A 17,277-nucleotide genomic window follows, 5' to 3' on the forward strand; every position below is an offset into this window, starting at 1 on the left:
GAGAACTCCACCGGGGCCGTGTCGCGTCTGCGTCAGGCGAGCGGGCGCCCGTCCGGCCCGCGGACGACCTCCCCCTCGATGACCAGGCGCGAGCTCCCCGACCTCGCGTCCGGGTAGCCGTCGGTACGGGGCACCTCGGCGGTGCGGACGCTCTCCACGCGGACCGGCGGCCGCAGGCCCATCGGCAGGCGGGCCAGCACCAGGCGGGTCAGCGCGCCCCGCACGAGGTTCCGGGTGCCCGGCAGCAGGCAGAGCAGGCCGACGACGTCGCCGATGAACCCCGGCAGGACCATGAGCAGCCCGCCGGCGGCGACCAGGCCGGCGTTGCCGAGCTCGGCCCCGGGCGAGCGGCGGCTGCGGGCGCGCTCGCGCAGGTCGGCGAGCGCGCGGGTGCCCTGGCGGGCGAGCAGCACCCAGCCGATCACGCTGGTCGCGAGCGTGGCCAGGATCGTCCAGCCGACCCCGATCCAGGCCGCGACGAGGACGAAGACGACCAGTTCGGCGAGCACCAGCAGGCCCGCGGCCGTCCGGACCCGGCGCCCCACGGCGTCACTCATGCTGTCCTGCCTCTCTGCGCCCGGCTCGCGCCGGCACCGGACGGCGCACGCGGCCCGGCAGCCAGTCGGCCAGCCGGTCCCGCAGGCCCCACACGGTGACCCGTACCAATGCCTCCCTAACGATCGAGCCGCTCATCTTGCTCCTGCCGAACGCGCGTTCGGCGAACGTGATCGGCACCTCCACGACCCGGGCGCCGTCCCGCACCGCCCGCCAGGCCCAGTCGACCTGGAAGCAGTACCCCTGGCTGGCGACGTCGCCGAACGGCAGCCGGTCGATCAGCTCGGCCCGGGCCGCCCGGTAGCCGCCGGTCGCATCCTGCAGCGGCAGGCGCAGCGCCCACCGCGTGTACCGGTTGCCGAGGCGGGACAGCAGCAGCCGGTGCAGCGGCCAGTCGGTCACCGCTCCCCCGGGCACGTACCGGGAGCCCAGCGCGAGATCCGCCGACCCGAGGGCCGCCAGCAGGTCGGGCAGCTGCTCGGGAGCGTGCGAGCCGTCGGCGTCCATCTCGACCAGGACGTCGTAGCCCCGCTCCCGGGCCCACCGGAAGCCGGCCACGTAGGCCTGCCCGAGGCCCTGCTTGGCGGTGCGGTGCAGGACGTGCACCCGCTCGTCGAGGGCGGCGAGCTTGTCGGCCAGCTGACCGGTGCCGTCGGGCGAGCCGTCGTCGACGACGAGGGCGTGGGCCTCCGGCACGCTGGCGTGCAGCCGGTCGAGGATCCGCTCGAGGTTCTCCACCTCGTTGTAGGTCGGCACGATGACCAGGACGCGGCCGCTCATCGGGCGTCCCTCCGGCGCAGCACCACGGCGGCGACGACGGCCGCCGCGCCGAGCCCGGTGAGCACCCACTCCGGGGCCGATCCGAGCTGCTGGGCGACCGTGGTGGAGCTGCGCTGGGCGATCTCCTCCACGAAGACGGCGGGCTCGAACAGGTCCGAGGAGCGCACGACCGACCCGTCGGGCGCGACGACGGCGGAGATGCCGCTCGTCGCGGCCACCGCGACGGTCCGGCCGAACTCCACGGCGCGCAGCCGGCTCATCGCCAGCTGCTGGGCGCTCTCGTCGGTGTAGCCGAAGGTGGCGTTGTTGGTCTGGACGACGATCATCCCCGCCCCGCCGTCGACGACGTCCTGCACGAGCCCGTCGTAGACCACCTCGAAGCAGATGAGGTTGCCGACGGTCACGCCGCCGACGTCGAGCACGCCGACCTCGCTGCCGGCGAACTGGTCGGTGACCCGGTCGACGTCCTCGCTGAAGAAGCGGAAGAAGCTGCGCGCGGGCACGTACTCCCCCAGCGGGACCGGGTGCCGCTTCACGTACGTGTCGCCGGGCCCGTCCTCGGGGTCCCAGACGATCGCGGTGTTGCTGATGAACCGGTCCGGCCCCTGCACCACCGCACCCACGAGGATCGGGGCCTGGACGGCGCGGGCGGCCCGCCGGATCTGCGCGGCGGCGTCCTCGTTCCGGTAGGGGTCGATGTCGGAGCTGTTCTCGGGCCAGAGGACGGCGTCGGGCTGCGGCTCCTCCCCCGCCGCGACGGCGTCGGCCAGCTCCAGCGTCCGCTGCACGTGGTTGTCGAGCACGGCCCGCCGCTGGGCGTTGAAGTCCAGACCGGCCCGCGGCACGTCGCCCTGGATCACGGCGACGGTCGACGTCGGGCCGCCGGCGGTGAGCGAGCCCCCGGCGAGCGGCAGCCAGGCCAGCATGCCCACGAGCGGCACCGCGAGCACCGCCACGACGAGCAGCGCCCCCGTCCGCAGGGCGGGGCCGCGGACGGCGTCGTCGCCCGACGCCCGCCAGGCGCGCTGCAGGGTCAGGGCCGCGGCGGCGATCAACGCACCGACGAGGGCGACCGCGAAGGTCACGAGGGGTACCCCGCCGTACGCGGCCAGGGACAGCAGCGGGCCCTCGGTCTGGCTGAAGCCCAGCCGCCCCCAGGGAAAGCCGTCGAGCACGAAGCGCCCGCGGACCGCCTCGTCGGCGACCCACAGCGCAGCCGTCCAGACCGGCCAGAACCGCAGCCGGGAGGTCAGGGCGGTGGCGCCGCCGAGCAGGGCGAGGTGCAGCGCCTCCCAGACGGCGAGCGCCAGCCAGGGCAGCGGCCCGACGTAGATGCCGGTCCAGGAGAGCAGCGGGACGAAGAACGCCAGCCCGAACACGAGGCCGAACCAGACCCCCGAGCGGACCCGCTGGCCGTGCACGGCGTAGGCCAGCGCGGCCGGGCCGAGGACGGCGAGGCCGACGAGGTCGTAGCCGGGGAACGCCAGGACGAGGAGGAGACCGCCGAGGGCGGCGAGCAGGGTGCGCCACGGCCACCGGCCGCGGGGCCGGTCCTGCGCCTGCGACGCCGGCGGGGTCGGCCGCGTCAGCGTGCCGACCGCCGGCTCTCCAGCTCCTGCCGGCACCCACTGCCTCCCGGGTCGCTCCCCCGAGCCGGTCGGACGGGGTCCGGACCGCCGCGCCGTCGGCTGCGGTCCTGACCCAGCATCCCATCCCGGCCCGCGTGCGCGGCCGGTCCATCCCTCCACCGGGTCAGCGGCCGGCAGGTGCTCCGCACGGGCTCCGCATCTTCGGGCCGGACGGCCGGTCGCTGGGCGCGATCGGCTCGACCGTTGTCTGATGACGCGGATCCGAGGGGCCCCGCCGGGGTGCCCGGTCCACTCCCCTCCGGCCTGCCGGGCGTCCGCGCGACCTGGCTGGGTCGGCGGGCGTTCCGGCTCGATCCGGAGGAGCGCATCACGGTGCTCCCGGGTGGAACTGCAGCGACTGTAGGAACTGCGCGCGTCTGCGCGCGTACATACGGTGACTGCGGGAGCTACTGTGGCTGAAACGTTATCGGCGCGTCAAGGGCCCGGGACGACGAGCGCCGCGGTGGCCTCGACGACGGTCAGCGGGGGCTCCAGCACGCGGGCGGCCGAGGGGCTCCGCTCCGGCTCGGCGCGGGCCACGACGCGCGCCGTGCAGCGCAGCTCCCGGCTGCGGCGGCCGATCCGCACCACCTCGCAGGTCGCCTCCAGCACGTCCCCGGCCCGCACCGGCCCGAGGAAGCGCACCTCCGAGTAGCCGGCCAGCAGGCCCTCGTCGCCGTCCATCACGATCGCCATCTCGGTGGCCACGTCGCCGAACAGCCCGAGCGTGTAGGCCCCGTCGACCAGCGCGCCGCCGTAGTGGGCGTGCGCGTACGGGACGTACCGGCGGTGGGTGACGGTCAGGCCGATGCGCGGGTCCTGCTCGGTCATGCGGGCTCCTTCACCAGTGCGTGCACGAGGTAGCTGGCGACCTCGCCGGGCGTCGTGCCCCGGCCGAAGACCTTGTCCACGCCGAGGTCGGCGGCCATGGACGGGTCGAAGCGCGGGCCGCCGACGACCAGGAGGGGTCGCCGCTCCCCCATCGCCTCGCGGAAGGCAGCGGCGAGCTCCCGGGTGTTGCGCAGGTGCGCGTCCTTCTGGGTGACCACCTGCGAGACGAGGACGGCGTCGGCCCGGGCGGCCCGGGCCTTCGCGACGAGCTCGGGCACGGTGACCTGCGCGCCGAGATTCGTCACGGCCATCTCGCGCAGGTACTCCAGGCCCTTCTCCCCCGCGAAGCCCTTGACGTTGAGGATCGCGTCGATGCCGACCGTGTGGGCGTCCGTGCCGATGCACGCGCCGAGGACGACCATCTTGCGGTTCAGGCCGCTGCGGATGGCGCCGTTGATCTCCGACGACGAGAGCAGCGGGTAGGCGCGCTCCTCCACGACGACGGCGTCGAGGTCGACCAGGTGCTTCACGCTGCCGTAGACGACGAAGAACGTGTAGCCGCTGTCGATCGCGTGGCTGTGCACCACCATCGCCGGCTCGATGCCCATCCTGTTCGCCAGCTGCAGCGCGGCGCCCTCGGCCCTGGGGCCCATCGGCACCGGAAGAGTGAACGACGTCTGCACCATGCCGTCGCCGGTGGTGTCTCCGTAAGGCCGGATCACGTTCATCGTCTGGTCCTCCTGAACAGCTGCACGAGACCGACGACGACGGCGAGAACGATGAGCAGCAAGCCGACCGCCCTGTAGGCGACGGAGAGCGCCGGAAGGGCGAGGCCGAGTCCCGTCAGCGCCAGCACCACCGCGACGATCACCGCGACCGTGCTCGGTCGCAGTGCACGGTCGAGACCGCGTTCAGGCATGGGCGGTCTCCTTCGTCTCGAGGAGCTCCAGTGCGGGGTTGTAGGCCTCAGGTCCGGTCGCGACGACGCCGTCCAGGCCCTTGCCCCCGTCGGCGGGGCGCTTGGTGATGCCGAACGTTCCGTCGGCGATCGCCTGGATCAGCCCCTCGGGGTGGTCGGCGATCCGGCCGAGGAGGTCGACGGCCTCCCGGAGCACGGTGTCGGCCCGCTGGTCGATGAACCCGCCCCTCGGTGGGTGGAAGTCCTCGGCCAGGTTGCCGGCCGAATTCAGCACGTACCGGACGTTGCGCAGCGCCAGGTCGCGGTCGGACAGCCACGGGGTGACGACCGCCTCGGTCATCATCCCGACCAGCAGGATGCCCTGGCCGGTGAGCGCCCCGGTCAGGTTGAAGAACCCGTCGAGCAGGTAGCCGCGGAAGACGTCGCCGGTCATGTGCTTGGTCGGCGGCATCCACTTCAGCGGGGCGTCGGGGAAGAGCGACCGCGCCAGCAGAGCGTGGGCCAGCTCCAGCCGGAAGGACTCGGGCCGGTCGGGGTCGATCTCGAACGCGTGCCCGAGGCCGAGCTGCCAGTCCTCGAGGCCGGCCTCCTTGGCCAGGGTCTCGTTGAGCAACTGGCTGACCGTGACGGTGTGCGCCTCGTCGACGGCGTCGGCGGTGGTGAGGTAGTTGTCCTCGCCGGTGTTGATGATGATCCCGGCGCGGGCGTGCACCATCCGGCTGAACCGCTGGTCGACGAAGGTGCGCCGCGGGTTGATGTCGCGGAAGAGGATCCCGTACATCGCGTCGTTGAGCATCATGTCCAGCCGCTCGAGCCCGGCCAGGACGGCGATCTCCGGCATGCACAGCCCGGACGCGTAGTTGGTCAGCCGGACGTAGCGGCCGAGCTCGGCGCTGACGTCGTCCAGAGCGGCCCGCATGAGCCGGAAGTTCTCCTGCGTGGCGTACGTGCCGGCGTAACCGGTCCGCGTGGCCCCCTCGGGCACGTAGTCCAGCAGCGACTGGCCGGTCGAGCGGATGACGGCGATGACGTCGGCGCCGGCCCGCGCGGCCGCCTGCGCCTGCGGGATGTCCTCGTGGATGTCGCCGGTGGCCACGATCAGGTAGATCCACGGCCGGCGCGGCGGGTCCCCGTGCAGGGCGACGAGCTCCTCGCGCCGCCGCCGGTTGGCGTCGATCCGCGCGATGCCCTCCGCCGCTGCCTCTCGCGCCGCGTCGCGGGCGCGCTCCGCGGCAGCGCCGGTGGGGATCTCGAAGCGCGCCGTCCCGGCGCCGACGTCCTCGGCGAGGGACTGCAGCGTCCCCCCGGCGGCGAGGGCGTGCCAAACGGGGAGGGCGACGCCGGACTCCAGCCCCACCTGCTCGCGGACGGCGTCGACGACGCGGTTGGCCCACGGCACCCGGTCCTCCAGCCGCCCCTCCCCCGTCACCGGGTCGGTGCCGGTCAGCCCCGCCAGCCGCAGGACGGCGCGTTCCACGCTGACGGTGGTGTGCCGGTGCGCGAGGTCGACGACGGGCTGCGCCGCCCGCGCGGCCAGCTCGCGGGCGCGGGCCACCAGCACGGGGTCGAGGTCGAGGTGCGTCATACGGGTTCTCCTCCGACGACCAGGAGGCGGCACGCGGGCCGCGCGCGTTCGGACAGGACGGACGAGAGGGTCCGCGGCGTCTCCCAGAGGACCAGGTCGGCCGGTGCGCCGATCCCCAGCGGGCCGTCGGCGTGCTCCGCCCGGGCCGCGTGCCAGCCGCCGTGGGTGTGCGCGTCGAACGCGTCGAAGGGTCGCAGCCCGGAGCCGGGGGTCCGGTGGTCGATCGCGGCGTGGACGCTCCCCCACGGGTCCAGCGGCGTGACGGGCGCGTCGCTGCCCAGGGCGAGCGCCACCCCCGCGTCGGCGAGGTCGGCGAACGGGTTGGTCGCGAGCGCGCGCGTGACGCCCAGCCGCTCGGCGTACATCCCGGCGTCCCCGCCCCAGGCGGCGTCGAAGGCCGGCTGGACGCTGGCCACCATGCCGAGGTCGCGCATCCGCTCGATGTCCGGACCGTCGACCATCTCGACGTGCTCGAGGCGGTGCCGGCAGGCGCGGACCGCGTCCCGGCCCAGGTCGGCGGCCACGGTCTCCACCGCGAAGATCACCTGGGCGACGGCGGCGTCCCCGATGACGTGGAAGCCCGCCTGGATCGAGGCCTCCGTGCAGGCCCGCACGTGGTGGACCAGCTGACCGGTGGCGAAGCGCAGGCTGCCGGAGGTGTCGGGGCGGTCGGTGTAGGGGCCGTTGCCCAGCGCCGCGGTGTGCGAGCCGAACGCCCCGTCGCAGAAGAGGTCGCCCCCTGCCCCGGCGAGGCCGAGCTCGCGGACCAGGTCCAGCCCGCCGCGCTCGGCCAGCTCGCCCCAGTAGCCGAGGACCCTCGGGCCGGGGCGGTCCGCCGCCAGGGCGAGGAGGCCGGCGAGGTCGTCGGCGCTGGAGACCTCCGGGCCGGCCATCTCGTGCAGCGACCCGATGCCCAGGGCCGCCGCCGTGTCGAGGGTGGCCCGCTGGGCGGCCCTGCGCTGGGCGTCGTCGACCGCTCCGTAGGCCGCCTGGCGAGCGGCGTGGTGGGCGTCGATCCGCAGCTGCCCGTCGGCGTCGTAGCCGGGCAGTTCCGTGATGCCCGGGATCCGGTCGAGCAGCGCGGTCGACACGGTGGCGGAGTGCACGTCGACCCGGGCGAGGTAGGCGGGGCGGTCGCCGACGACGGCGTCGAGGTCGTGCCGGGTCAGGCCACGCCCTTCCGGCCAGCCGGTCTCGTCCCAACCGGTGCCCAGCACGATGCCGTCGGGTGTGCGGTCGACGTGCGCGCGGAGGGCGGCCACCGCGTCGGCAACGCTCGAGCTCGAGTGGAGGTCGAGACCGGTGAGCGCCAGGCCGGTCGCCGTGGCGTGCACGTGCCCGTCGACGAAGGCGGGGGTGAGCAGCGCCCCCTCCCCCGCCAGCACACGGTCGGCGGCCGGTGCCTGCGCGGCGTCGCCCAGCCACGCGATCCGGCCGTCCACGACGTGCACGGCGCGGCCGGGGCGGTCGCCGACGGTGACGTCGGTCAGCAGCAGGCTCATGCCCGGACGCGCGGGTCGATCAGCGCACGGACGCCGGGCGTCCGGCGGTACAGGTCCAGCGCCAGAGCCGCGTGCCCCGGCGTGTAGCCGTTCCCCACCAGCATCGTCACGTCCGCCGCCATCCCCTCCGCGCCCAGGGCCGCCGCCGAGAAGGACGTGGCCATGGAGAAGAAGACCACGGTGCCTCCCTCCGCCGTGGCGAGGACGGCGCCGTGTTCGGCCCCCGGGACGTCGACGCAGACCACGGTGACGTCGGCCGGCGCCCCGACCGCGGCCGCCACCGCCAGCGGATCGGTGGCGTCGGCGATCACGACCCGGTCGGCCAGGCCGGACGCACGCAGGGCCACCGCCTCCCGTTCGTCGCGCACGAGGCCGGTCAGCTCCGCGGCGCCCGCCTGCTGGGCGGCGGCCAGCGAGAGGCAGCCGGACTTCCCCGCCGCGCCCAGGACCACGACCGAGCGCGCGCCGGTCCGCTCGACCACGCGGGCGGTCGCCGCCGGGGCGCCGCAGACGTCCAGGACGGCGAGCGAGACGGGGTCGGGCAGGTCGTCGGGCAGCACCGCGGCGATCGACCGGGCGAACAGGATCGCGGTCCCGGCCGCCGGCACCTGCTCGCTGCGCCCGTCCCAGGCCTCGAGCCCGTCGGTGATCCGCAACGGCGTCAGCGTCAGGGACACCAGGGTGGCCACGCGCTGCCCGACCTCGAGGCCGAGGGGCGACTCGGGGCCCACGGCGTCGACCAGGCCGATCAGCATGCCGCCGGAGCCGGTCACCGGGTTCTGCATCTTGCCGCGGGTCGCGACGATGTCGAGGACGGCTGCGCGCACCGCAGCGCCGTCGCCGCCGCAGGACTCCGACAGCTGGCGGAACGAGGCCGCGTCGAGGTTCAGCCGCTGCACCGTGATGCGCACCTCGTCCGGCCCGATCGCGGGGTCGGCGTCGAGCCGCTGCGCCGCCTGCGGCAGCGCGCCCCGCGGCTCCAGGACGCGGTGCACCCCGAGGGTCCGCTCGACCGATCCACCCACGCGACTCTCCCGCCTCACCCGTTCGATGCAGGAGAACCTATCGCGTCGGACACATTCAGCCGAAGATTCTCCCGTAGGCTCACCCGTGTTGCGGAGACCTGAGGAGGTGGCACCGTGCTCGAGCAGCCCTACGAGTACGTCGCACGCGAGCTCGTCGAGCCCGATTGGCGCCGGCTGCCCGGCTTCGCGGACGTGTCCGAGGAGCAGTGGCGCAGCGCCCAGTGGCAGCGCGTCAACTGCGTGAAGAACCTGCGCCAGCTCCGCGGCGTCTACGGCGACCTGCTCGACGAGTCGTTCTACGCCGACGTCGAGGCCGACCAGGCCGGTCGGGCGACCATGTCGCTGCTGCTCCCGCCGCAGATGCTCAACACGATGGTGCCGGACGCCGTGCCGACGACGGCCGCGATGCTGGCCGACCCGGTGCGGCGCTACATGCTCCCCGTGGCCTCCGACCGGCTGCCCGGCGCGGCGGCCAGCCACCCGTACGCGGCGCGCGACTCGCTGCACGAGCACGAGATGTGGGCCGTCGAAGGGCTCACCCACCGCTACCCCACCAAGGTGCTCGCCGAGCTGCTGTCGACCTGCCCGCAGTACTGCGGCCACTGCACCCGCATGGACCTGGTCGGCAACTCGACGCCCGCCGTCCCGAAGCTGAAGTTCGAGCTCAAGCCGGTCGACCGCCAGACGGCGATGCTGGACTACCTGCGCCGCACCCCCGGCGTCCGCGACGTCGTGGTGTCCGGCGGCGACGTCGCCAACCTGCCGTTCAAGAACCTCGAGGCGTTCGTCGCCGGACTGCTGGAGATCGAGTCGGTCCGGGACATCCGGCTGGCCTCCAAGGCCCTCATGGGCCTGCCCCAGCACTGGCTCCAGGACGACGTCGTCGAGGGCATGGGCCGGCTCGCCCGGACCGCTCGCGAGCGCGGCGTCTCCCTGGCGATTCACACCCACGTGAACGCGGCGCAGCAGGTGACCCCGCTCGTCGCGGAGGCCGCGAGGGCGATGCTGACGGTCGGCGTGCGCGACGTGCGCAACCAGGGCGTGCTGCTCAAGGGCGTCAACGCGACGGCCGGCCAGCTGCTCGACCTCTGCTTCGCGCTGCAGGACGGCGCAGGTATCACGCCGTACTACTTCTACATGTGCGACATGATCCCCAGCGCCGAGCACTGGCGGGTGTCGTTGGCGCAGGCCCAGACGCTGCAGCACGACATCATGGGCTACCTGCCCGGCTTCGCGACGCCGCGGATCGTCTGCGACGTCCCCTACGTCGGCAAGCGCTGGGTGCACCAGGTCGCCGAGTACGACCGCGAGCGCGGCATCAGCTACTGGACCAAGAACTACCGGACCGGCATCGAGCTGGGCGACGAGGCGGCGCTGGACCGGCGCTACACCTACTACGACCCCATCAGCACCCTGCCGGAGAGCGGGCAGCGCTGGTGGGCCGAGCGGGAGCACGACCCGGTCGCCGCGGAGCTGCGGGCAGCCGAGTCGCGCGCGGCGTCGGTGGCCGACCTCGGGGTCTGAGCGTCCGGGGGCTCAGACCGGCTGGAGCTGGCGGACAGCGAGGTCGCTGCCGGAGGGGTACAGGGCCGCCCTCAGCTGGTCCGGGGTGATGATCCCCTCCGCGACCGCGAGGTCGCCCAGCCGCAGCCAGCCCGCGTCGCGGGTGGCCTGCAGGTCCAGGAGGTCGCGGAGCTGCCCCGGGGAGAGCGCGCCCTGGGCGACGAGCACGTCCCCGAGCCGGCGTGCGCGCATCACCGGCCGCAGAGCGGCCGGGCGCACCACCTTCACCTCGGCGAGCCTGGCGATCCCCACGTGGGCGAGAGGCAGCAGGCAGATCAGCGCCGTGATCCCGGCCCAGACGTACAGCGACGGGTACTCGTGGTCGAGGAGGCGCCCGGTGAGCATCGCGACGACCGCCACGCCGGCCCAGAAGAGGTGCGGGCGGAACGTCCGCCAGGTGTCCCGGCTGGCCGCGCTCCCCTTCGGCGTGACGACGTAGGTCAGGGGCCGGCCGGCCAGTTGCGCGAGCGCCGCCGCGACGTAGACCGGCGCCGTCACCAGGTCCAGGAGCATCCCGGACAGCCCCCAGGAGCGCCGCTCGTGCTCGACCAGGTTGAACCGACGCATGCAGAAGGCGAAGAGCAGGCCCACCCCGAGGTTGGCGGCGAACAGCAGCCCCCACTCGCGCACGGGCAGGTGGGTGACCGTGACCCCGCCCACGAGGTACAGCACCGTCAGGAGGACGCCGCCCACCCAGGTGAGGGCTGTCGTCGGGTAGTGCGTCTGCAGGGCGACGAAGGACCACCGTTGCTGGCGGGTGCGCATCTCGGGGAGGACCCAGGGCGAGTGCTGCCGGATGATCTGCCAGATCCCGTAGGCCCACCGCTTCTGCTGGCTGAAGAAGTCCGAGTACGTCGCCGGGCCCTCCCCGACCGCGACGATGTCCGGGGTGTAGACGCCCTTCCAGTTGCGGCCGGTCTCCTCGTTCACCGAGGCGTACACGACCATCGAGGTGAGGTGGTCCTCGATGATCGAGTCCTGGTAGCCGCCGATCTGCCGGAAGGCCGCGGGTCGGTACAGGTGGTTGGTCCCGATGAGCAGCGGGGCGTCGTGCCCGTTGCCGCCACGCTGGATGATGCCGTGGAAGAGGTAGGCCAGCTCCGCCGCGCCGCGGGCGACGAAGGACTCCTTCAGGTTGCCGTAGACCTGCGGTGCGACGACGAACGCCACGTCGGGGTCCGCGAAGTAGCCGAGGGTCCGCTCGAGGAAATTCGGGAACGGGATGTGGTCGGGGTCCATCTGGGCGACCACGTCGTAGTCGAGCTCGTGGTCGACCCGCCAGCTGTTGTGGTTGCCGTGCTTGGTCCGCGCGCGGAAGGCACCGCTGGGCGCGTTCCACTCCGGGCGACCCTTCCGGCTGAAGTGCCGGACGCCGAGCTCGGCGCAACGACGGCGCACCTCGGGGTCGTCGCCCTCGTCCAGGAGCCACACGTCCAGCACCCCGTCGTGGCGGATCCGGCGCATGGCGCGCAAAGTGGCCATGACCAGCTCCACCGGCTCCTTGCCGGGCACGATGGTGGTCAGGACGGCGACCCGCAGCCCCGGCGGGGGGCGCATCGGGAGGGGATCGCGCGCCTGGCCGGCGTGGTAGGTGATCGTCCAGGTGCGCAGGGCCGTGACGAGCTGGAGCACCACCATGACGACCAGCCCTGCGACGGTGACCGAGTCGACCAGGAGCCCGGCGTGCAGCCGGGGAAGGTTCTCCGGCACCAGGAGGTAGGCGGTGAGGGCCAGCGCCAGGGTGACGTGGAACCAGCCGAGGAGGAGCACGCTGCGGCGCTGCGCGGGTGTCAGCACGTCGCGGTAGCTGACCCGGCTCGCCGTGCGGCCCAGGGGTCCGGTGACCTCGGTGGCCGTGCGGCCGTAGAGGCGCCCTTCCAGCCGCCGCTCCGGCACGCGGCGCGGCTTCGCTGCAACACGGCTCCCCACGGCTCAAGCCTGTGCTCCTGGTGGTGCGGGGAGCCATGATTCCGCCGGTCCTGGTACCCGAAAGGGGGCGATCCCCCGTACGGGGTGAGCTCCCGCGGTTTCGGCTCACGTCGCGGCAGGTCGCTGCCGATGGGCCAGATGTGACCCAGGCTGGCGGACCACCCCGCAGACGACGGCGCGGATACCGCGTCATCGCCGGCGCCACCACGGCGCTGACGGCACTGGTGGCCTACATCGTGGTCGCCTCCGGCGCGGCGCACGACCGTGAGGCCACGGCACAGGGTGGCGCGGCGGTCGCACCCCCGCCCCCCGCTGTGGCGACGGTGACGCCGGACGTCGTCCGGACGCCGACCCTGGGCCTGTCGACCCCGACGCTGGCCGACCTCGACCGCTTCATCGTGGCCACCGGCACCGCACCCGAGGTCTTCGACGTCTTCGAGGCGTGGAGCCGCGACCGACCGCTGGACCGGGTCGTCGCCGACGCGGTCGCGGCTCGAGGCGCCCGGCTGTCGATCACCTGGGAGCCGTGGGACGTCGACGTCGACAAGCCCCAGCAGCCGGCGTACTCGCTGGCCACGATCATCGCCGGCCGGCACGACGAGTACATCGACATGTTCGCGCGATCGGTCGCGGACTACGGGCAGCCGGTGACCATCCGGTTGATGCACGAGATGAACGGCAACTGGTACCCCTGGAGCACGGGCGTCAACGGCAATCGCGAGGGTGAGTTCGTCCAGGCCTGGCAGCACGTCCACGACCGCTTCACCGCGCTCGGCGTGACCGACGTCCGGTGGATGTGGGCGCCGAACGCCGTCTACACCGGCGCTCGGCAGCTCGCTCCCCTCTACCCCGGCGACGCCTACGTCGATGCGGTCGGCGTCAGCAACTACAACTGGGGCGACGACCGCCGCGATGGCTGGAACACCAGCTGGACGACCTTCGGCGGCCTGTTCGACCAGTCCTTCGCGGAGCTCCGGTCCATCACGAGCCGGCCGATCTGGGTGACCGAGACCGGGAGTTCCAACCGCGGGGGCGACAAGGCGGAGTGGCTGGCCGCGATGCTCGCCGAGGTGGCCGCGCGCCCCGACATCGCCGGGGTCGTCTGGTTCTCCCACGTGGACAAGGCGCGGGAGGTGGACTGGCGGATCGAGACCGAGCCCGAGGCCGTCGCGGCGTGGCGGGAGGGGTTCCTCGCCCGGCCCGTGGTCCAGGGACCCGGCGGCTGAGATCCGGGTGTCCGCCGGCCGCGTGCCGGGGTAGGCAGCCCGTGTGGGTGGATCACCGACCGGGTTGCTGCTGACCGACCGGCTGCGGCTGCGGCCGTGGACGACCTCGGCGGCCGACCTAGCTCGGCTCACCGACATCTACTCCCGCGCGGAGATCACCCGCTGGGTGGGCGGCACACCGTCGGTCCCCCCGGACGAGCTGGTGGACCGGTGGGCGACCGTCCACGCGCTCGACGAGCGGTACGGCTGCTGGGCGATCCAGTGCGCCGACGGGTCCGTCGCCGGCACGGTGCTGTTCAAGCCCCTGCCGAACGGGGTGGGCGAGATCGAGGTCGGCTGGCACTTGCACCCCGACTCCTGGGGCCACGGGTACGCCACCGAGGCCGCGCGCGCCGTCATCGACCGCGGCTTCGGGGCCGGCGTGCCCGAGGTCTACGCCGTCGTGCGTCCCGGCAACGCCGCCTCGATCGCCGTCTGCGACCGGCTGGGCATGGCGCCCCTCGGCCGGTTCCGCCGCTGGTACGACGTCGAGCTGGAGACGTTCCGGCTGATGGCGCCCGTCGTCGTGGAGTGAGCCGGGCTCAGCGCCGGCGGAGCCGCTTCAGCAGCCGTTTGGCGGGGTGCGGCCGGGCGGCCGTGACCTCCTTGCCCGCGGCGCGGACGGCGTCGCTGGCCGCGGCCTCCTCGGGCGTCGGAGCGGTGCCGCCGAGGTGGGCCGGCAGCCACCAGCTGTCCTCGGGGCCGGTGGGCTGCTCGGGGTAGCTGCCCTGGGCCTCGTCGAGCAGGGCCTCCATGGCCGCCTTCGTCCGGCGGAGCAGAGCCTGGGGCCGCTCCCCCGGCTCGGCGACGATCGGCTCCCCGAGGATGACGGTGACCGGGACGCCGCGGCGCCACTGCACCTTGTGGCCCTTGGTGGCGATCCGCTGACCGCCCCAGACGGCCGCCGGGATGATCGGCACCCCCGCGTCGACGGCCATGCGGGCGGCGCCGGCCTTCAGCTCCTTGACGGTGAAGCTGGTGCTGATCGTCGCCTCGGGGAAGACGCCGACCACCTCGCCGTCCTTGAGCGCGCGGACGGCGGACTCGAAGGCGGCCGCGCCGGCCTTCCGGTCCACCGGGATGTGCTGCATGGCCCGCATGAACGGCCCCGCGAACCAGTGCCCGAACACGGCGGCCTTCGCCATGAACCGGACCATGCGGTGCCGCGGCAGCGCCCCCAGGCCCAGGAACATGAAGTCGAAGAAGCTGACGTGGTTGCTCGAGATGATCGCGCCGCCGCCGACCGGCACGTGCTCGGAGCCCCGGATGTCGAACCGGAAGCCGAACGCCTTGAACAGCAGGAGGACCGCCCGGTCGACGAAGCGGTAGGGCTTGTCGCGCGGATCGGGCGACGGTCCGAACAGGTCGCGGCGGACGACGTCGCGCCAGCTCGCGGTGTACATGGCCGGAATCTAGCCGGTCCAGCTGGGAGCCGCCTGGGCGGCATCGTCCGGCAGACCAGCGGTGACCGCCACCGCGGCGCGCACCACCGCCGCCAGGTCGCCGGTCTGCCGGTGGACCCGTCGCTGGAAGTCAGCCCCGGTACCGCGGCGGAGCAGCGCGGCCAGGCCGTCGGTGACCCGCTGCTCGTCGCCGGCGTCGGCGAGGGCGGGGCGCACGTGCCCGAGCAGGTCGCCGACGACGTCGGCCGCCGGCGCCGGTCGCCCGGTGACCGGGTGCACGAGGTCGCCACCGAGGCCTGACCGGCCCGCCCGCCAGGCGGCGACCCGCAGGACGGTCGCGGGCACGTCGGGAGGCGAGGCGTCGTCGCGGGCCGCGGTCTCGACCAGCCCGCGCACGAGGCCGGCGAGCGTGACGGCGTCCTCGACGCGCAGCGCGACGTCGGCGGTGCGGACCTCGACCGTGGGCCAGTTGGCCGAGAGCCGGGCGTCGAAGTAGACCATCCCGGTGTCCAGGACCGTGCCGGTCGCGAGCACGTCGTCGATGAGCCGGTGGTACTCGCCGGCGTCGGCGAAGACCTCGTTGGGACCGGCGGACGGCCACCGGTGCCACGCCTGCGAGCGGAAGCTGGCGTAGCCGCTGTCCTCGCCCTGCCAGAAGGGCGAGTTGGCGGTGAGCGCGGTCAGCACCGGCAGCCAGACCCGGATGCGGTTGAGGACGGCGACGCCCTCGTCGTCGTCGGCCACCGAGACGTGCACGTGGCAGCCGCAGGTGAGCATCTCGCGCGCGGTCAGGCCGAAGGTGTCGAGCATGCGGGCGTAGCGGTCGCCCTCGGTGGGGATGGGGTCGACGGGTACCGGTGAGCTGGCCAGGGCCGCGACGTGCGCGCCGGTGGCCGCGGCGGCGGAGGCGGCCCGGCCGCGCCAGAACCGGAGCTCGGTCTCGACCTCCTGGAGCGTCCCGCACACCGCGGTGCCGAGCTCCAGCTGCTGCGCCTTGAGCTCGGGCATCAGGTGGGCGGCGTCGGCAGTCCCGCTCCCCTGCGCGGCCCGGTCGTGCTCCTCGGGCGTCTCCCCCTCACCGCGGCGGGAGGCGATCTCCAGGGCGTCGGGCCCGAGCGGCACGGGACGGCCCTCGGGGTCGACGACCAGCAGCTCTTCCTCGACCCCGACGGTGCGCACGCCCTCCATGATCGGGAGCCCGCCCGGGCCGCGCCGCGCGAACGCCGCCGCACCACCTGATCGGGGAATCGTCATTCCGTTATCCCCAAGCTATATCCGTCTTGATACGGGGCCTGCCGGCCCCGCTCCTGGTGGTCACCCGGCCGACGAACCCTTCGCTCACGCGGTTGCTGCGATGGCGCCCGGAGGGCGCCGGGCACTTCCGTTCGGCAGGTGACGCCGAAATCCGTGCTGCATGTTTGTTGGGGATAACGGTAGTGTTCTGTCATGCGAGGTGCGTGGCAGCAGCCGCTGCCCGACATGCCGGCCCCTCCGCCGGCGCGTGCGTGGCGCCGGTTGGACGCACCACCCGGGTACGAGGCCCAGTGGCGGCGCCTGGCCGAAGCCGCCCTTGAGCTCGGGCTGGGGCCCGACCAGCTCGGCGAGACCGGCCTGGAGCCGCTCGCGGCGGCCCGCGGCTGGAAGCCGGCCACGGTGGCGCTGTACAGCAAGGTCGCTCGGTACGGCGGGGTGGCGCTGCCCCGGGTGCCGACGCCGGAGCCCGACCCACCGGAACTCGACCTCCGTCCCCTGACGCAGATCCGCACCGAGGACCCGGAGCACCTGCGGGCAGTGGCCTGGTGCGCGCTGGCCCTTGGCTGGCCGGCGCCGGTCGCGGCATTCCGCTCGCTGCGCCGCGATCAGGTCCGCCCCAGCGGCCGGCGGCTGCTGGTCTCGACCGATGACGGCGAGTGGTCGGTGCCGGGCGCGCTGACCGCCTGGCACGCCTGGGAGTCGGTCCGTTCCCGGTTCCCGGCGCTGGCCGACAGCCCCTGGGTGCTGCCGGCACTGCGTCGCGGTCCCGGGCTCGACTCCCGCATCGGTGGGCGGCTGTCCAACCAGGCGCTGCAGACGACCTTCACCAAGCACGCCGGGCGCACGGCGCAGCACCTGCGGGCGACCGCGGCGCCCTCGCGCCAGGCGTGGGCCGAGGAGCTCGCGGTGGCCTACCGCGAGCTCTCCTACGACTCCTACCGCCGACTGGCGCTGGCCGCCGGCGCGCCCCCGGTGTCGCCGCGCGGCGTGGTGCGGGCGGCTCGCGCGGTGGGCCGGTCCGCCCGTCTGGCCGGCTGA

Annotated in this window: 16 protein-coding genes; 4 read left to right on the plus strand and 12 right to left on the minus strand. The window is 74.0% G+C overall.

Annotation, left to right across the window (positions count from 1 at the left end):
* Positions 1–32 precede the first annotated feature (32 nt).
* From ACI78T_RS03180 to kdd, 9 genes are all read right to left on the minus strand, one after another.
* A complete protein-coding gene (locus ACI78T_RS03180) occupies positions 33–557 on the minus strand; it encodes an FxsA family protein (RefSeq protein WP_456556623.1) in 525 nt (174 codons plus the stop codon).
* The gene (locus ACI78T_RS03185; RefSeq protein WP_456556624.1) at positions 550–1,335 is read right to left on the minus strand and encodes a polyprenol monophosphomannose synthase; all 786 of its coding nucleotides are present in this window, start codon (positions 1,333–1,335) and stop codon (positions 550–552) included. Before ACI78T_RS03185 ends, ACI78T_RS03180 begins: the two co-directional genes overlap by 8 nt.
* On the minus strand, positions 1,332–2,960 hold the full coding sequence (gene lnt, locus ACI78T_RS03190; protein ID WP_456556625.1) for an apolipoprotein N-acyltransferase: 1,629 nt from the start codon (positions 2,958–2,960) through the stop codon (positions 1,332–1,334). The genes ACI78T_RS03185 and lnt overlap by 4 nt, the downstream gene beginning before the upstream one ends.
* Positions 2,961–3,398: 438 nt before the next feature.
* Positions 3,399–3,794 (minus strand): 3-aminobutyryl-CoA ammonia lyase, encoded by a 396-nt coding sequence (gene kal, locus ACI78T_RS03195; protein ID WP_456556626.1) that lies wholly within the window; start codon positions 3,792–3,794, stop codon positions 3,399–3,401.
* Positions 3,791–4,522 (minus strand): lysine 5,6-aminomutase subunit beta, encoded by a 732-nt coding sequence (gene kamE / locus ACI78T_RS03200; protein WP_456556627.1) that lies wholly within the window; start codon positions 4,520–4,522, stop codon positions 3,791–3,793. Before kamE ends, kal begins: the two co-directional genes overlap by 4 nt.
* Entirely contained in the window at positions 4,519–4,713 is a 195-nt protein-coding gene (locus ACI78T_RS03205) for a hypothetical protein (protein WP_456556628.1), read from the minus strand. The genes kamE and ACI78T_RS03205 overlap by 4 nt, the downstream gene beginning before the upstream one ends.
* Entirely contained in the window at positions 4,706–6,298 is a 1,593-nt protein-coding gene (gene kamD, locus ACI78T_RS03210) for a lysine 5,6-aminomutase subunit alpha (protein ID WP_456556629.1), read from the minus strand. The genes ACI78T_RS03205 and kamD overlap by 8 nt, the downstream gene beginning before the upstream one ends.
* Entirely contained in the window at positions 6,295–7,800 is a 1,506-nt protein-coding gene (locus ACI78T_RS03215; protein ID WP_456556630.1) for an amidohydrolase, read from the minus strand. The genes kamD and ACI78T_RS03215 overlap by 4 nt, the downstream gene beginning before the upstream one ends.
* Positions 7,797–8,825, minus strand: a complete 1,029-nt coding sequence (gene kdd, locus ACI78T_RS03220; RefSeq protein WP_456556631.1) for an L-erythro-3,5-diaminohexanoate dehydrogenase — start codon at positions 8,823–8,825, stop codon at positions 7,797–7,799. Before kdd ends, ACI78T_RS03215 begins: the two co-directional genes overlap by 4 nt.
* A gap of 114 nt (positions 8,826–8,939) precedes the next feature.
* On the opposite strand from kdd, the gene ACI78T_RS03225 reads away from it, so the two are divergent.
* Positions 8,940–10,349, plus strand: a complete 1,410-nt coding sequence (locus ACI78T_RS03225) for a KamA family radical SAM protein (protein WP_456556632.1) — start codon at positions 8,940–8,942, stop codon at positions 10,347–10,349.
* Between the two features lie 12 nt (positions 10,350–10,361).
* On the opposite strand, the gene ACI78T_RS03230 is transcribed toward ACI78T_RS03225, so the two are convergent.
* Entirely contained in the window at positions 10,362–12,317 is a 1,956-nt protein-coding gene (locus ACI78T_RS03230; protein WP_456556633.1) for a glycosyltransferase family 2 protein, read from the minus strand.
* A 140-nt stretch (positions 12,318–12,457) separates the two neighbouring features.
* Between ACI78T_RS03230 and ACI78T_RS03235 the strand changes: the two genes are divergently transcribed.
* Positions 12,458–13,543, plus strand: a complete 1,086-nt coding sequence (locus ACI78T_RS03235; RefSeq protein ID WP_456556634.1) for a glycoside hydrolase family 26 protein — start codon at positions 12,458–12,460, stop codon at positions 13,541–13,543.
* 43 nt (positions 13,544–13,586) lie between these two features.
* A complete protein-coding gene (locus ACI78T_RS03240) occupies positions 13,587–14,117 on the plus strand; it encodes a GNAT family N-acetyltransferase (protein ID WP_456556635.1) in 531 nt (176 codons plus the stop codon).
* Positions 14,118–14,124: 7 nt separating this feature from the next.
* Here the strand turns inward: ACI78T_RS03240 and ACI78T_RS03245 are convergent, their stop codons facing one another.
* Positions 14,125–14,985: a lysophospholipid acyltransferase family protein gene (locus ACI78T_RS03245; RefSeq protein ID WP_456556636.1), complete on the minus strand. Its 861-nt coding sequence runs from the start codon at positions 14,983–14,985 to the stop codon at positions 14,125–14,127.
* Positions 14,986–14,994: 9 nt separating this feature from the next.
* Positions 14,995–16,173 (minus strand): carboxylate-amine ligase, encoded by a 1,179-nt coding sequence (locus tag ACI78T_RS03250; RefSeq protein ID WP_456556952.1) that lies wholly within the window; start codon positions 16,171–16,173, stop codon positions 14,995–14,997.
* 258 nt (positions 16,174–16,431) lie between these two features.
* Between ACI78T_RS03250 and ACI78T_RS03255 the strand changes: the two genes are divergently transcribed.
* Positions 16,432–17,277 (plus strand): hypothetical protein, encoded by an 846-nt coding sequence (locus ACI78T_RS03255; RefSeq protein ID WP_456556637.1) that lies wholly within the window; start codon positions 16,432–16,434, stop codon positions 17,275–17,277.

The organism is Blastococcus sp. SYSU D00922, assembly GCF_054050495.1.

Coding starts and splice junctions, on each gene's coding strand:
- kamE (WP_456556627.1), bottom strand. CDS start 4,522: ATGAACGTGATCCGGCCTTACGGAGACACCACCGGCGACGGCATGGTG.
- ACI78T_RS03255 (WP_456556637.1), top strand. CDS start 16,432: ATGCGAGGTGCGTGGCAGCAGCCGCTGCCCGACATGCCGGCCCCTCCG.
- kal (WP_456556626.1), bottom strand. CDS start 3,794: ATGACCGAGCAGGACCCGCGCATCGGCCTGACCGTCACCCACCGCCGG.
- ACI78T_RS03215 (WP_456556630.1), bottom strand. CDS start 7,800: ATGAGCCTGCTGCTGACCGACGTCACCGTCGGCGACCGCCCCGGCCGC.
- ACI78T_RS03185 (WP_456556624.1), bottom strand. CDS start 1,335: ATGAGCGGCCGCGTCCTGGTCATCGTGCCGACCTACAACGAGGTGGAG.
- ACI78T_RS03245 (WP_456556636.1), bottom strand. CDS start 14,985: ATGTACACCGCGAGCTGGCGCGACGTCGTCCGCCGCGACCTGTTCGGA.
- ACI78T_RS03205 (WP_456556628.1), bottom strand. CDS start 4,713: ATGCCTGAACGCGGTCTCGACCGTGCACTGCGACCGAGCACGGTCGCG.
- ACI78T_RS03250 (WP_456556952.1), bottom strand. CDS start 16,173: ATGGAGGGCGTGCGCACCGTCGGGGTCGAGGAAGAGCTGCTGGTCGTC.
- ACI78T_RS03180 (WP_456556623.1), bottom strand. CDS start 557: ATGAGTGACGCCGTGGGGCGCCGGGTCCGGACGGCCGCGGGCCTGCTG.
- kamD (WP_456556629.1), bottom strand. CDS start 6,298: ATGACGCACCTCGACCTCGACCCCGTGCTGGTGGCCCGCGCCCGCGAG.